Annotated in this window: 1 protein-coding gene; it reads left to right on the top strand. The window is 54.6% G+C overall.

The genetic code is table 11. The annotated features are described in order from the left end of the window. The first annotated feature begins 182 nt into the window (after positions 1-182). Positions 183-16,493: an amino acid adenylation domain-containing protein gene (locus tag ABR397_RS02725; protein WP_350304363.1), complete on the top strand. Its 16,311-nt coding sequence runs from the start codon at positions 183-185 to the stop codon at positions 16,491-16,493. Positions 16,494-16,591 lie beyond the last annotated feature (98 nt).

Here is a 16,591-nt window from a genome sequence, read left to right as displayed (position 1 = left end):
ATGTTGTAGCGTTGTTAATGATATGGCTATTCACCGGGTTATGGCATCCAGTATTTGCGTATTTTGAATAGATGTCGGATATATCCATTTTTATTTCTTGGGGCAAGAAGTAAGGAAAATACTGGTGATGGCTGTCAGGAATGACAGTTTTCAAATTTCTAGCAAATTCGTTGGAGTAGTAAATGAAAGATAGCATTGCTCAAGCAGAAAGTGCTCTTAACGCTGAATTCTTCTCTCAGACATCAGAAAACATAATCAGCGCGAATGACGCTTTACCACAGACTAAAAATACAAAGAATATTCTCAAGGCGCTCACACCCGGTGAATTATTCTGGTATGAGCGCCTTGCCGCTTTGCAACCGCTCCAGTTACCTTTCGAGACCGTCGGGGAGCAAGCGGAGCCCAGATGGGCAATGAGCTTTTGGCAGTCTCCGTTGCCAAAAAATGGGGAAGAAGACCCATTGCGGACACTGTTGCAGGCATTTGTTATTTACCTTGCGCGCCTGACTCAGCAGACCGAATTCCAAATTGGTTGGGGCGTGAAGGCAAACGATAACCTGGCCGATCTGGCGCCTGTGGCGCCGATGACCATTGAGGTGGCGTTTGATAAGCCGTGGAGAGCGGTAGCTGACTGGATTGATAACGAGCTTGTCCAGTTGGCGCGGCACCGGGCATTTAGTCATGATCTCCTTATTCGCTTTCCTTCATTGCAGGCTATTCCAGCGTTGACAACCCGCTGGCCGTGGCAGATAGCCGTCTCGGTGATACAAGATGAGATACCGTGTGATCAGAAGGTATCCGGTGAATTGCTGACGCTCCAGGTGAATGCACAGGGCGTTTTTCGCTGGGTATACGATGAAAATCGTTTGAGCGGGGAAGGGGTTCTGCGGATGAGCGAACACTTACAGGTGTTGGCTGCGTCAAAAAGGCAGGGTGAGGAAATCCCCGTCGGACAGCTTAATGTGTTGTCTGAGGCGGAACGCACGTTGTTGCTGGAGACCTGGAACGTCACGGAAAACCCTTATCCTGACCCGTTATGTATCCATCAGCTGTTTGAACAACAGGCAGAGCTGGCCCCGCAGGCCACGGCGTTAGAATATCAAGAACAGATCCTCAGTTATGCAGAATTGAATAGCCGGGCCAACCGTCTGGCCCATCAACTGATTGCGCAGGGGGTCGCACCGGACCAGCGGGTGGCGATTTGCGTGGAACGCTCGCCGGCGATGGTGGTGGCTTTGCTGGCAGTGCTGAAAGCCGGCGGCGCTTATGTGCCGCTGGATTTAACCTATCCGGGGGAACGTCTGGCGTATATCTTGAATGATACGGCGCCGTCAGTGGTATTGGCTGATGCGGCTGGGAGGGCGGCGTTGGGTGAAGCCGCACTGGCGGGGCTGACAGTGTTTGATCCGAATACCCAGCCAGACCAGCCGGGCAGCAATCCACTGGTCCCGGCGTTGACGCCACAGCATCTGGCGTATGTGATTTACACCTCCGGCTCAACCGGGCAACCGAAAGGGGTGATGGTAGAACATCAGGCGATTTATCAACGTTATCTGGGTTTTAATGACGCCTATGCTGTCACGGCGCAAGACCGGCTGTTGCAATTTGCCGCGTTTGCCTTTGATGTTTCAGTGGAAGATTTCTTCTCGTCATTATGTAACGGGGCTACGCTGGTTCTTCGCGATGACAGTTGGCTGGCGTCGATGCCGGAATTTATTACCTTAATCCGGCAAAATCGTATTACGGTGGTGTCGCTGCCGACCCTGTTCTGGTCTGAATTGGCGGCCAGAGATACAGGGTTACCGCTGCCGGATGGTCTCCGGCTCATTATCATTGGCGGTGAAGCGGTCAAAAAGAATGCCATTCAGGACTGGTTCAGGCAGGAGGGCCATCGGCCCCGGCTGTTAAACGGTTATGGCCCGACGGAAAATGTGGTGACGGTGACCTATAAGGACGTGTTATCCCCAGCCGATGCGCATTCTATTGGCCGGCCGGCTAAAAATGCTCGCATCTACCTGCTGGACCCATATGGTCAACCGGTGCCGTTAGGCTGCGTGGGTGAAATGTATATTGGCGGCGTCGGGGTGGCGCGCGGTTATTTTAACCGGCCGGAATTAAGTGCAGAGCATTTTATGCCGGATCCTTTTAGCCCGATAGCCGGTGCGCGGATGTATCGCTCCGGCGATTTGGCCCGTTATCTGCCGGATGGTGATCTGGAGTTCCTAGGCCGTAATGACGAGCAGGTTAAAATCCGCGGCTTCCGTATTGAGCTGGGTGAAATTGAAACCCGGTTGCTGGAACACCCGATGGTGCAAGAGGCGGCGGTGCTGGCGTTGGATAGTGGGCAGGGCAAACGTTTGGTTGCTTATGTGGCGGCGGCGGCAAATGAGGGATTGACGTCCGATTTGCGCGCCCACCTGAGTGCCATTTTACCCGACTATATGGTACCGGCAGCCTTTGTGCGTCTGGAGTCCTTCCCGCAGACCCCGAATGGCAAGCTGGATCGCCGGGCGTTGCCTGAACCGGGGGGAGATGATTTTGCCCGGCAGATTTATGAAGCCCCACAAGGGGAGACTGAGATCGCCCTTGCCGCCCTTTGGCGTGAGTTACTGGGTATTGAGCAGATAAGCCGGCATGACAGCTTCTTTGCGTTGGGCGGTCATTCACTGCTTGGCGTGCAGATGATTGAACGCTTGCGTCGCTTGGGATTGACACTGGCGGCGCGCGATCTGTTCCAGTCGCCGGTGCTGTCAGACCTGGCCCAAACGTTGGGACGGCATCAGGCCGTGATAGTCCCACCCAATAGCATGACACCGGCCGCCACGGCGCTGACCCCAGCGATGTTGCCGCTGATTGAGCTGACTCAGACTGATATTGACCACATCGTCGGCCAAGTGCCGGGTGGGATAGCCAATATTCAGGATATCTATGCGTTGTCGCCGTTGCAGGACGGTATCCTGTTCCACCACATATTGGAAAAGGAAGGCGACCCGTACTTAGTGCTCTATCCGGTGGCCTTTGCTAACCGCGCTCTGCTGGATCGTTATCTGGACGCGGTGCAACAGGTAGTTGATCGTCATGACATTCTGCGTACGGCGTTTATCTGGCAAGGGTTATCTGTGCCGGCGCAGGTGGTTTGGCGTCAGGCGACCTTGCCGGTGACGGAATTGACGCTCGACCCGGCTGACGGGCCGGTTATTGATCAGTTAACCCGGCGTTTTGATCCGGATCACTATCGTCTTGATCTGAATCAGGCCCCGCTGTTGCATTTTGTTATCGCGCAGGAAACCGATGGCCGCTGGTTTTTACTGGAGTTGCAGCATCACCTGATCGGCGACCATGAAACAATGGAAGTGATGCACCGTGAAGTGCAGGCGTTTTTTGCCGGGCAGGGGGAGAGTCTGCCTGCACCGGTTCCTTTCCGCAATCTGGTGGCTGAGGCCCAGTTGGGGGTGAGTCAGACCGCGCATACCCGTTTCTTTACCGATATGTTGGCTGAAGTGGAGGAGCCGACGCTGCCGTTCGGGCTGACGGATGTGCATCATGATGGATCTCAGAAGACGGAATCCTACCGGATGTTAACCGCCGGGTTGAATGACCGTCTGCGCAGTCAGGCCCGGCGTTTGGGCGTCAGTCTGGCGGCATTGTGTCATCTGGCTTGGGCGCAGGTGTTGTCGCGTACCAGCGGGCAGGAGAAAGTGGTATTCGGCACCGTGCTGTTTGGGCGTATGGCGGCAGGTGAAGGCGCCGGCAATGGCATGGGGTTGTTTATCAATACCCTACCGTTGCGGTTGGATATGGATGATACCCCGGTACGGGACAGTGTGCGGGCGGTGCATCTGCGACTGGCCGGGTTGTTGGCGCATGAGCATGCGTCACTGGCGCTGGCCCAGCGATGCAGCGGGGTTACCAGCGGTACGCCCCTCTTTAGCGCTTTGTTGAACTATCGACATAATGTTCAACCGGATCCGCTGGATGAAACGATGGCCGGGATTGCGTTCCTGGGTGAACAGGAGCGGACCAACTATCCGTTTGTGCTGTCGGTAGAGGACGGTGCCGCCACGCTGGGGCTGACCGCTCAGGTAGTGCAACCGTTTGATCCGGAAAGCCTGTGCGGTTATATGCAACAGGCGCTGGAAAGTCTGGTGGAAGCCTTGGAGCAAGCCCCGGAAACGCCCGTTCGGGCATTGGAAATCTTGCCGGAAGCGGAACGTACCTTGTTGTTAAAGACCTGGAACGCCACGGAAACCGCGTATCCTGACCAATTATGTATTCATCAGTTATTTGAGCTGCAAGTAGAGAAGACCCCGAAGGCGACGGCGCTGATAGCAGGAGATAACACTTTGAGCTATACGGAACTGAATACCTGCGCTAATCGGCTGGCCCGTCAGCTGATCGAACAGGGAATTCGCCCGGATGACCAGGTTGCGATTCTGTTAGAGCGATCGATAGAACTGGTAGTAGCTCAGTTGGCTATTCTCAAAGTGGGGGCTGTTTATGTACCGATAGATCCCAGTGTGCCGGATGAACGGAAAAACTGGCTGATAAGCGATTGTTCAGCCAGGTTGCTGCTCACCGATACACGGGCGGCTATTCCGGCTAATCTGGCTGTTCCGCTATTGCGTTTCTCGGATGAGACAGACCCGGGCAGCGAGGAAGATGACATCAACCCTGGCTTACCGCGTTCCAGCGCCGGGTCAGCGTATATTATGTATACCTCCGGCTCGACGGGTATGCCCAAAGGTGTGGTGGTGCCGCATCGTGCGGTGGTCCGGCTGGTCATCAATAATGGTTATGCCGAAATTGGACCAGACGATCGGGTGGCCTTTGCCGCTAACCCGGCTTTCGATGCCAGTACGTTTGAAGTCTGGGCGCCGTTGCTCAACGGCGGCGCGCTAGTGGTTATCGACCATGCCGCGTTGCTGACGCCACAGGAGTTAGTACCGGCTTTCCAGACGCACCGCATCACGGTGTTGTGGCTGACTATCGGGCTGTTTAACCGGTTGGCGGCAGAGTTGTCCCCGGTACTTCCGCAGCTCAAGATCCTGATTGTTGGCGGCGATGTGCTGGATCCACATGTGATTGCCCAGGTTTTGCGTGATAGCCCTCCTCAACAATTGTTGCAGGCCTATGGACCGAGTGAGGGAACTACCTTTACCACGATATACCCTATCGTGGCGTTAGCACAGGGCGTGACCCGTATCCCGATTGGCCGGCCAATCGCGAATACCCGTGTTTATCTGCTGGATGCTTATGAGCAGCCGGTACCGCCGGGTGTGATCGGTGAGATTTATGTCGGTGGAGATGGCGTTGCTCAGGGTTATTTCAATCGGCCTGAGTTAACCGCCGAACGTTTCCTGGTTGATCCGTTCAGTGATAACCCGGATGCACGCATGTACCGCACCGGGGATTTGGCCCGTTACCTGCCGGACGGCAATCTAGAATTCCTGAGTCGTAATGATCAGCAAGTTAAGATCCGCGGCTTCCGGATTGAACCGGGTGAAATTGAGACGCGTCTGGCAGAGCATCCAGCGGTACATGAAGTCGCCGTGTTGGCTCGGGGGGAAGGGCCGGATAAACGGCTGGCGGCCTATGTGGTGGCGCCGGCGGATGATGGGCTGGTGAACAGCCTGCGTGCCCACCTGAGCGCCATTTTACCTGACTATATGGTGCCGTCGGCTTTTGTGCGTCTGGATGCATTTCCGTTGACGCCTAACGGTAAATTGGATCGCCGGGCATTGCCGGCCCCGGATAATGAAGCCTTTGCTTATCAAGTTTACGAAGCGCCCCAAGGCGAAACGGAAATCGCCCTGGCGGCGATTTGGCGGGAATTACTGGGGATTGAGCAGGTTAGCCGGCATGACAGTTTCTTCGCTTTGGGGGGACATTCGCTGCTGGCGATACGGATGGTTGAACGCCTGCGTCATCTGGGATTAACACTGACGGCGCGTGATCTGTTCCAGTTTCCGGTGCTGTTTGAACTGGCCCGGTCACTGGGACAGCATCAGGCTGTGACAATACCGCCTAACGTCATCACCCCGGCAGACACGACACTGACGCCGGCGATGTTGCCGCTGATTGATCTGACTCAGGCTGAGATTGACCGTATCATTGAACAGGCGCCGGGCGGGGTAGCCAATATTCAGGATATCTATGCCCTGTCGCCGTTGCAGGACGGTATTTTATTCCACCACTTACTGGCGAACGAAGGGGATCCGTATCTGTTGACGGGTCAGATGGCCTTTGCTGACCGGTCTCTGTTAGATCGTTATCTGGCCGCAGTTCAACGGGCGGTTGATCGGCACGATATCTTACGTACCGCTTTTATCTGGCAAGGATTGTCAGTACCGGCGCAAGTGGTCTGGCGTCAGGCCCAATTGTCGGTGACTGAGCTGACGCTGAATCCGGTTGACGGTTCGGTGAGTGACCAATTAACCCGGCGTTTTGATCCGCGTTATCATCGTCTTGACCTGAGCGAAGCGCCGTTATTACGTTTTGTGGTAGCGCAGGAGACCGATGGCCGTTGGATTGTCTTGCAATTGCTGCATCACCTGATTGGCGACCATGAAACAATGGAAGTGATGCACCGCGAAGTCCAGGCATACCTTACGGATCAGGCGGATAGCCTGCCTGCGCCGGTTCCTTTCCGCAATTTGGTGGCGCAGGCCCGGTTGGGCGTGAGTCAGGAAGCGCATACCCGTTTCTTTACCGAGATGCTGGCGGCGGTAGATGAACCGACGCTGCCATTCGGGCTGGCAGAAGTGCGCCGCGACGGCTCACAGGTGACGGAATTTCACCGGATGCTGGTGCCTGAGCTGAATGACCGTCTGCGCAGTCAGGCCCGGCATTTGGGGGTCAGTCTGGCGGCGCTGTGTCATCTGGCTTGGGCGCAGGTGTTGTCGCATACCAGCGGGCAGGAGAAAGTGGTGTTCGGCACGGTGTTGTTTGGACGGATGCAGGCAGGGGACAGCGCCGACAATGGTATGGGGCTGTTTATTAATACCCTGCCGTTGCAGCTGGATATTGATGAAACGCCGGTACGGGACAGCGTGCAGGCCGCCCATACCCGACTGGCCGGATTATTAGCCCATGAACATGCGTCACTGGCGCTGGCCCAGCAGTGCAGTGGGATTGCCAGCGGTACGCCCCTTTTCAGCGCCCTGTTGAACTATCGACATAATGTTCAACCGGATCCGCTGGATGAAACGATGGACGGCATTGAATTCTTGAGTGAACAGGAGCGGACCAACTATCCGTTTGTACTGTCGGTGGAGGATTTTTCTGAATCCCTGGGGCTGACGGCTCAGGTAGTGCAACCGTTTGATCCGGAAAGGCTATGCGGTTATATGCAGCAGGCGCTGGAAAGTCTGGTGGAAGCGCTTGAGCAAGCCCCGGGTATGCCCGTTCGGGCACTGAACATCCTGCCGGAAGCGGAACGTACGTTGCTGTTAAAAACCTGGAACGCCACGGAAACTGTATATCCTGATGCGTTGTGTATTCATCAGTTGTTTGAACAGCAGGTGGAGAAAACCCCGGAAGCGACGGCGCTGATAGCGGGAGAGAAGACGCTGAGCTATACGGAACTGAACGCCCGTGCCAACCGGCTGGCTCGTCAGTTGATCGAACAACAGGTTTGCCCCGGCGACCATGTTGCGCTCCTGTTAGAACGATCGATGGAGCTGGTGGTGGCTCAATTAGCTATCCTTAAAGCTGGCGGCGTTTACGTGCCGATAGATCCCAGTGTGCCGGATGAACGGAAAAACTGGCTAATAAACGATTGCTCAGCCAAATTGCTGCTCACCGATACACGGGCGGATATTCCGGCTAACCTGACTATCCCGCTGTTGCGTTTCTCGGATGAGACAGACCCGGGTAGCGGGGAAGATCGCCTCAACCCTGGATTACCGCGCTCCAGCGCCGGGTCAGCGTATATTATGTATACCTCCGGTTCTACCGGTACGCCCAAAGGGGTTCTGGTGCCGCATCGGGCGGTGGTCCGGCTGGTCATCAATAATGGCTATGCCGAAATTGGACCAGATGATCGGGTGGCCTTTGCCGCTAACCCGGCTTTCGATGCCAGCACGTTTGAAGTCTGGGCGCCGTTGCTCAATGGCGGCGCGTTAGTGGTGGTCGATCGTGTCACTTTGCTGACACCGCTGGAGTTTGTACAAGTTCTACAGGTTCAGCGAATAACGGCGCTGTGGCTGAGTGTCGGATTGTTTAACCAGCTGGCGGCGGAGTTGTCTCCGGTTCTGCCGCAAATAAAGCTCCTGATTGTCGGGGGAGATGCCCTTGATCCCCATGTTATCGGGCAGGTATTGAGCACGAGTCCGCCACAACAGTTATTGAATGGCTATGGGCCGAGTGAAGGCACTACCTTTACCACGACATACCGTATCACGGCATCAGCGCAGGGAGCGATCCGTATCCCGATTGGCCGACCGGTAGCCAACACGCGGGTTTATCTGTTGGATACGCATGGTCAGCCGGTGCCGTTGGGGGCGGTCGGGGAGATTTATGTCGGGGGCGATGGAATTGCTTGTGGTTATCTTAATCATCCTGAATTGACGGCTGAACGTTTTCTGGTTGATCCGTTCAGTGATAATCCGGATGCACGCATGTACCGTACCGGGGATTTGGCGCGTTATCTGCCGGACGGCAATCTCGAGTTTCTGGGCCGCAACGATCAGCAGGTGAAAATCCGCGGCTTCCGCATTGAACTGGGTGAAATTGAGGCCCGGCTGGCAGAACACCCGGCGGTGCGTGAGGTTACGGTGTTGGCATTGGGTGAAGGGTCGGATAAACGGTTGGCGGCCTATGTGGCGGCAACAGCGGATGAGGAGTTGATGAACAACTTGCGTGCCCACCTGAGTACCGTTTTGCCTGACTATATGGTGCCGTCGGCTTTTGTACGTCTGGAGGCGTTTCCGTTGACGCCGAACGGTAAGCTGGATCGTCATGCGCTACCGGCGCCGGATGGTGAAGCCGTTGCCCGTCAGGTTTACGAGGCGCCGCAAGGCGAAACGGAAATCACTCTGTCGGTTATTTGGCGTGAATTACTGGGGGTTGAACAGGTCAGCCGGCATGACAGTTTCTTTGCCTTGGGCGGCCATTCACTGCTCGCGGTACGCATGATTGAACGCCTGCGCCATCAGGGATTGACACTGACGGCGCGTGATTTGTTCCAGTCGCCGGTATTGTCGGCGCTGGCCCAAACGTTGGGACGGCATCGCACGGTGATGGCGCCGGCTAATGTGATTACACCCGCGACGACGACGCTCACCCCAGAGATGTTGCCGCTGATCGATCTGACTCAGCCTGAGATTGACAGCATCATTGAACAGGTACCGGGCGGAATAGCTAATCTTCAGGATATTTATGCCCTGTCACCGTTGCAGGACGGTATTTTGTTTCACCACTTACTGGCAAACGAAGGTGATCCCTATTTGTTAGTCAGCCAGATGGCTTTTGCTGACCGGCCTCTGCTGGACCGTTATTTGGCGGCGGTACAACAGATGGTTGATCGGCACGATATTCTGCGTACGGCTTTTATCTGGCAAGGATTATCAGTGCCGGCGCAGGTGGTCTGGCGTCAGGTACCGTTATCGGTCACTGAATTGACGTTGGACCCGGCTGATGGGCCGGTGGGTGATCAACTGGTTCAACGTTTTGATCCCCGTCATTATCGTATTGATTTGGGTCAGGCGCCGCTGCTGCGTTTTGTCGTGGCGCAGGAGACTGATGGGCGCTGGTTTTTACTGGAATTGTTGCATCATCTGATTGGCGACCATACCACGCTGGACGTGATGAATCGCGAAGTACTGGCGTATCTTACCGGTCAGGAGGACAGCCTGCCGGCGCCGGCGCCGTTCCGCAATCTGGTGGCGCAGGCCCGGTTGGGTATCAGTCAGGAGGAACATACCCGCTTCTTTACCAACATGCTGGCGGCGGTGGATGAACCCACGCTGCCGTTTGGGCTGGCGGATGTGCATCATGATGGATCGCAGGAAACAACATCCTACCGGATGCTGACTGCTGGGTTGAATGACCGTCTTCGCTATCAGGCCCGGCATTTGGGCGTCAGTCTGGCGGCGCTGTGCCATCTGGCTTGGGCGCAGGTGTTATCACATACCAGTGGTCAGGAGAAAGTGGTGTTCGGCACCGTGTTGTTTGGGCGCATGGCGGCGGGAGAAGGGGCTGATAATGGGATGGGGCTGTTTATTAATACTCTGCCGTTACGCCTGGATATCGATGATACCCCGGTACGGGACAGCGTGCGGGCGGCTCATTTACGGCTGGCCGGGTTGCTGGCCCATGAGCATGCGTCACTGGCGCTAGCCCAGCGGTGCAGTGGGGTTGCCAGCGGTACGCCTCTCTTTAGCGCTCTGTTGAACTACCGGCATAATGATCAACAGGATCCACTGGATGAAACGATGGACGGCATTGAATTCCTGGGCGGGCAGGAGAGCACTAACTATCCCTTTGGGTTGTCGGTGGAGGACGGGGGTTCCACTTTGGGGCTGACGGCTAGTGCAGTGCAGCCGTTTGATCCGGACAGGATATGCGGCTATATGCAGCAGGCGTTGGAGAGTCTGGCGGCTGCCCTTGAGCAGGCGCCGGAAACACCGGTACGAGCACTGAGCATCCTGCCGGAAACGGAACGCACGCTGTTGCTAGAAATCTGGAATGAGACAGAAACTCCGTATCCTGAGGCGTTATGTATTCATCAGCTGTTTGAGCAACAGGCAGAGCAAACCCCACAGGCGACGGCATTGGTGTATCAGGAGCAGACGCTCAGTTATGCCGAATTAAATGCCTGCGCCAACCGTTTAGCCCATCAATTAATTACGTTGGGTGTCACTCCCGACCAGCTGGTGGCGATTTGTGTGGCACGTTCCCCAGCGATGGTGGTGGGATTGCTGGCGGTGCTGAAAGCTGGCGGGGCTTATGTGCCGCTGGATTCAACCTACCCGGAGGAACGTCTGGCGTATATCCTGAGTGATACCGCCCCGGCAGTGGTGCTGGCTGATACGGCTGGACGGGCTGCGTTGGGCGAAGAGGTGCTGGCAGGGTTGACGGTACTTGACCCGAATACGCTGCCAGACTTGCCGGACAGCAACCCGCAGGTCCCGGCGTTGACGCCACAGCATCTGGCGTATGTGATTTACACCTCCGGCTCAACCGGGCAGCCGAAAGGGGTAATGGTAGAGCATCAGGCGATTTATCAACGGTATCTGGGTTTTAATGAGACCTATGCTGTCACGGCGCAAGACCGGGTGCTGCAATTTGCTTCTTTTTCTTTTGATGTTTCAATGGAAGAACTTTTCGCGTCATTATGTAATGGTGCGACGCTGATTATCCGTGATGATAGCTGGCTGGCTTCGATGCAGGAATTTATCACCTTAATTCGACAAAACCGTATTACGGTGATATCTCTGCCGACTTTATTCTGGTCTGAATTGGTGGCCCGAGACAAAGCATCACCGCTGCCGGATTGTCTCAAGTTAATCATTATTGGGGGTGAAGCGGTACAGAAGAGAGCTATTCAGGTGTGGTTTATACAGGAAACTTATCGCCCACGGTTATTAAATACGTATGGCCCAACGGAAAATACTGTGACTGCAACCTGTAAGGCGGTGTTATCCCCTGAGGATGATAGCTCTATTGGCCGGCCGGTTAAAAATACCTGCATCTACCTGTTGGACAAATACGGTCAACCGGTGCCATTAGGCTGCATTGGCGAAATGTATATTGGCGGCGTCGGGGTGGCGCGGGGTTATCTGAATCGGCCGGAATTAAGTGCAGAACGTTTTATACCGGATCCCTTTAGTCCGGTAGCGGGTGCGCGGATGTACCGGACTGGGGATCTGGCCCGTTATCTGCCGGACGGTGATCTGGAATTCCTGGGCCGTAACGACCAGCAGGTTAAAATCCGCGGCTTCCGGGTTGAACTGGGGGAAATTGAAACTCGGTTACTGGAATACCCGGCGGTACAAGAGGCGGCGGTACTGATGCGGAAGGATGGGCAGGACAAACGTCTGGTGGCTTATGTGGCGGCGGAAGCGAATGACGGGTTAGTTGCCTGTTTGCGTGAGCATCTGAGTGCGATTTTACCTGACTATATGATACCCGCGGCCTTTGTACGCCTGGATACCTTCCCACAGACTCCGAATGGTAAGCTGGATCGCCGGGCATTACCGGCGCCTGGCGAGGAAGCCTTTGCCCGTCAGATCTATGAAGCGCCGCAAGGGGAAGCTGAAATTGCGCTGGCGGCGATTTGGTGTGAAGTCCTGGGGATTGAACAGATCAGCCGGCATGATAACTTTTTTGCGTTGGGCGGTCATTCGCTGTTGGCGGTACGGATGATGAACCGGATAGCGGCGCTGGGTGTCGAACTGCCATTAAGCGTATTGTTTGAAATGTCCACTTTAATGGCCTTTGCTGAGGCAATACGTGTCCGGTTTGATGAACAGCGCAAGATATTACCCACCATTCTGCCGATATCCCGTGAAGGGGCTTTGCCGTTGTCATTCGCTCAACAGCGTTTGTGGTTCCTTGCCCAGTTTGAGGGCGTCAGTGATATTTATCATATCTCGATGGCGCTGCGCTTGTGTGGTCAGCTGGATATCGTGGCCTGGCAGCAGGCGCTCGACACGTTGTTTGCCCGTCATGAAGCGTTACGTTCCGTCTTCGTCTCCGTTGACGGTCAACCACAAGTACAACTGTTGGCTGCGGATCGTGGGGTACCGTTGTCTCAGTATGACCTGCGTGGGGTACCGGATACCGAAACGGTGCTTGAACATCTGAGCATCGGGGAAGCCAGTACATCATTTGATCTCAGTCATGGTCCGCTTATTCGCGCCTCTCTTATCCGGCTCACAGATGACGAATACCAATTCTTGCTTACCCAGCATCACATTGTGTCAGACGGCTGGTCTGTAGGTGTGCTGATCAGTGAATTGAGTACGCTCTATACGGCTTTTTTGGCCGGGCAACGTGATCCCTTGCCACCGCTGGCGATTCAATATCCTGATTACGCCGCTTGGCAGCGTCAGTGGCTGTCGGCTGAACGGATCCAGACGCAATCGGACTATTGGCGTACCTTGCTGGCTGACTCCCCCGTATTGCTGGATTTGCCAACCGATCGGCCTCGTCCGCCTCAGCAGTCGTTTGCCGGGGGGGTTATGTTCATTGATCTGGATGCGGAATTAACGGCATCTCTTAAGCACCTGAGCGAACAGCAGGGTGTGACATTATTCATGACCCTGTTGTCAGCTTGGGCGATGGTCCTGTCGCGCCTGTCAGGTCAGGACGATCTGGTTATCGGCACACCGAGTGCGGGCCGTAGTCACCAGGAAGTGGAACCCCTGATTGGTTTCTTTGTCAATACGCTGGCGTTACGGATTGATTTATCGGATGCGCCGAATGTCATTGAATTGTTGGCACGTGTGCGGCAAACCGCATTGGCGGCACAGGCGCATCAGGACCTGCCGTTTGAACAAGTGGTGGAAATCGTGCAGCCGCCACGCCGACTGGCGCATACCCCGTTGTTCCAGGTGATGTTTGCCTGGCAAAACAATGAGAGCCCGGAATGGGAACTGCCAGAGTTGGCTGTTTCGCTTATTGATTCTGTTCTTGAAACAGACACAGTTAAGTTTGATCTAGAATTGGAACTGTCTGAAGAGAATGGCAGGATTGTGGGATCTCTGGGTTATGCTACGGCTCTGTTTGATCAACCTACAATCGAGCGCTATGTGGGGTATTTGCACTCGGTGCTGCAAGCGATGGTAGTTGATCCTCAACAGCCCGTTGGGAAAATCGATATTTTGACACCAGCAGAACGCAGGTTGTTGCTGGAAAACTGGAATGAGACGGAAGCCGCCTATCCTGATCCGTTGTGCATTCATCAGTTGTTTGAACAGCAGGTACAAAGGACTCCGAATGCAACCGCACTTGTGTGTGGGGCTGAGACACTGAGCTATGTTGAACTGAACAGGCGGGCTAACCGGTTGGCCCATGAGCTTATTGCACAGGGGGTGATACCGGAGCAACGTGTTGCGCTTTGTGTCTCTCGTTCTGCGTCGATGATGATAGGGTTGTTGGCTATATTGAAGGCCGGAGGTGCTTACATCCCGCTGGATCCTGCTTATTCGAGTGACCGTTTGAGGGGGATTTTAAGTAATGCCGCTCCGGTCATGGTAGTGGCGGATGCGATGGGGCGTACGGCTTTGGGTCAGGATGTACTGAAGGGGCTGAAAGTATTAGAACCGGATACGGATTGGGCACAACCGGACAGCAACCCTCAGGGATTATCACTGCATTCAAGACAGCTGGCCTATGTGATTTATACTTCAGGTACCACCGGTGTGCCCAAAGGGGTGATGGTGGAACATCGTGGCGTAATAAATTTGGCAATCGACCATATTGATCGCTTGGGTGTTAAACCGGATAGCCGGGTTTTGCAATTTGCCTCCATTAGCTTTGACGCCAGCGTTGCGGACATTGTGATGGCCTATGGCGCGGGCGCCGCCCTCCATATTCTGTCAGACGATGTCCGCTATGACAGGAATGCCCTGTGGCATTATCTGGATGAACAGCGTATTACTCATCTGACTTTGCCGCCTGCCGTCCTTCAGAATGCTCGCGAGCTGCCTCCGTTACAAACGCCTTTAACCTTGATATTTGCAGGGGAGGCGCTGGGTTCTGCATTATTGCAATCGTTAGCCGGCAGGTATAACACCTTTAATATTTATGGCCCAACCGAAGCCACCGTTGCGGTCATGGCATGGCATTGTCCACCCGATTATCAGGGGGAGGAGATCCCTATTGGCCGTCCAATAAACAATACACGTATCTACCTGCTTGATGCGCGGGGTCAGCCAGTGCCGCAGGGCGCGGTAGGTGAACTCTATATCGGGGGGGCGGGTGTCGCCCGGGGTTATCTGAACAGGCCGGATCTGACCGCAGAGCGTTTCCTGGCTGACCCATTCTCAGCGATCCCGGATGCTCGCATGTATCGGACAGGTGACCTTGCCCGTTATTTGTCGGATGGTAACCTGATTTATGTGGGGCGCAATGATCAGCAGGTGAAAATCCGAGGATTCCGTATCGAACCTGGAGAGATAGAAGCGCGGCTGATGGAATACCCTGCCGTTCGGGAGTCATTGGTGGTCACGGATGGTAAAGGGGAGGATAAGCGTCTGATCGCTTATGTGGTCGCGGATGATGAGGAAAGACTGGCTCAACATTTGCGTTCGCATTTGTCAGCCCGATTACCTGAATATATGATACCGTCGGCGTTTGTCCGGCTGGGCGCTTTCCCGCTGACCCGGAATGGCAAGTTGGATCTCCGGGCATTACCCGCACCGGACGAAAAAGCGTTTGCCCGTCAGGTTTACGCTGCACCACGAGGAGAAACAGAAACTGCATTGGCGGACATCTGGCGTGAATTGCTGGGGATTGAACAGGTCAGCCGGCATGACAACTTCTTCGCTCTGGGCGGCCATTCACTGCTTGCCATTCGAATGGTCAATCTTATCGCTGGTCAGGGTTTGATTTGTACCTTGAACGCCTTGTTCCAATTCCCTGTGTTGTCTGAACTGGCAGCAAAAATCACCTCAGATTTGCTGTCTCAGCCGCAGACCAGCGCCATACCGGTGCGACAGGGCGGAACGGAGCTGCCATTGTTCTTTGTGCCTAGTGGAATGGAAGATTATTCCTATGTTTACGGGCTGGCTCAACATATCCGGTCAGACTATCCGGTTTATACGCTGCCCTGGCCGTCCATCAGTGAAGAACCGATGGCGACAATGGAAGAGCATGCGGCCAGAATGATCAGCTTGATGAAAGCAGCTCAACCGGTAGGCCCGTATCGGATAGCGGGTTACTCTTCCGGCGGCATATTGGCTTATGCCATTGCCCAGTGGCTTTTACATGCCGGGGAGGAGGTTAACTTCCTGGGATTGATTGATACGCCGGCTCCTCATGATGTCAGTGAAGAGCCTGTGCAACTCAACCACCTATTCTTTGCTGTGTTAGTAAAACAGTTTGGGGAGGAACACACAGAAGAGATTGCGGCATTGTACCGGCGAATTGATGAGCTGAATTTGGTGCAGTTTATTGAAGCAGCACAGGAATTGGCGTTATATCCCGCCAGTCTTCGCCCTGATTTAGTTGCCAAACGTTGGGAGCAGGGAGAGCATTATATACAAATAGTCGAAGAGTATGAGCCGCAGGCATTAGCGGTAACGCTGCATCAGTTTTATGCGATGGAACCTTGCCCGCCTAATCCTTTTGTTACGGATGAAGAACCGAAATCTTTAACTATGGATCCATCGTTAGGCTGGGCACAGATAATGCCTGACTCTTTACTTCAGTTGATTGCTGTTCCAGGTAACCATGCGAGTTTGATGGAGAATAAGGAACATAGAATCGCTTTAGCTCAGGCGCTGAATAGGGCGTTGGCAATGCATTGTGATGGGGAGGCGGTGTAATACTGACATATTAATCAATATAGAATAATTTGATGTTGATGTGATGATCCGGTATATATTTTTATACCGGATTATTTTTATATTAAAAAAATAATAAA

The sequence above is a fragment of the Photorhabdus viridis genome (assembly GCF_040256935.1).
GTDB lineage: Bacteria > Pseudomonadota > Gammaproteobacteria > Enterobacterales > Enterobacteriaceae > Photorhabdus > Photorhabdus viridis.
This window is presented reverse-complemented; position numbering and strand designations above follow the sequence as displayed.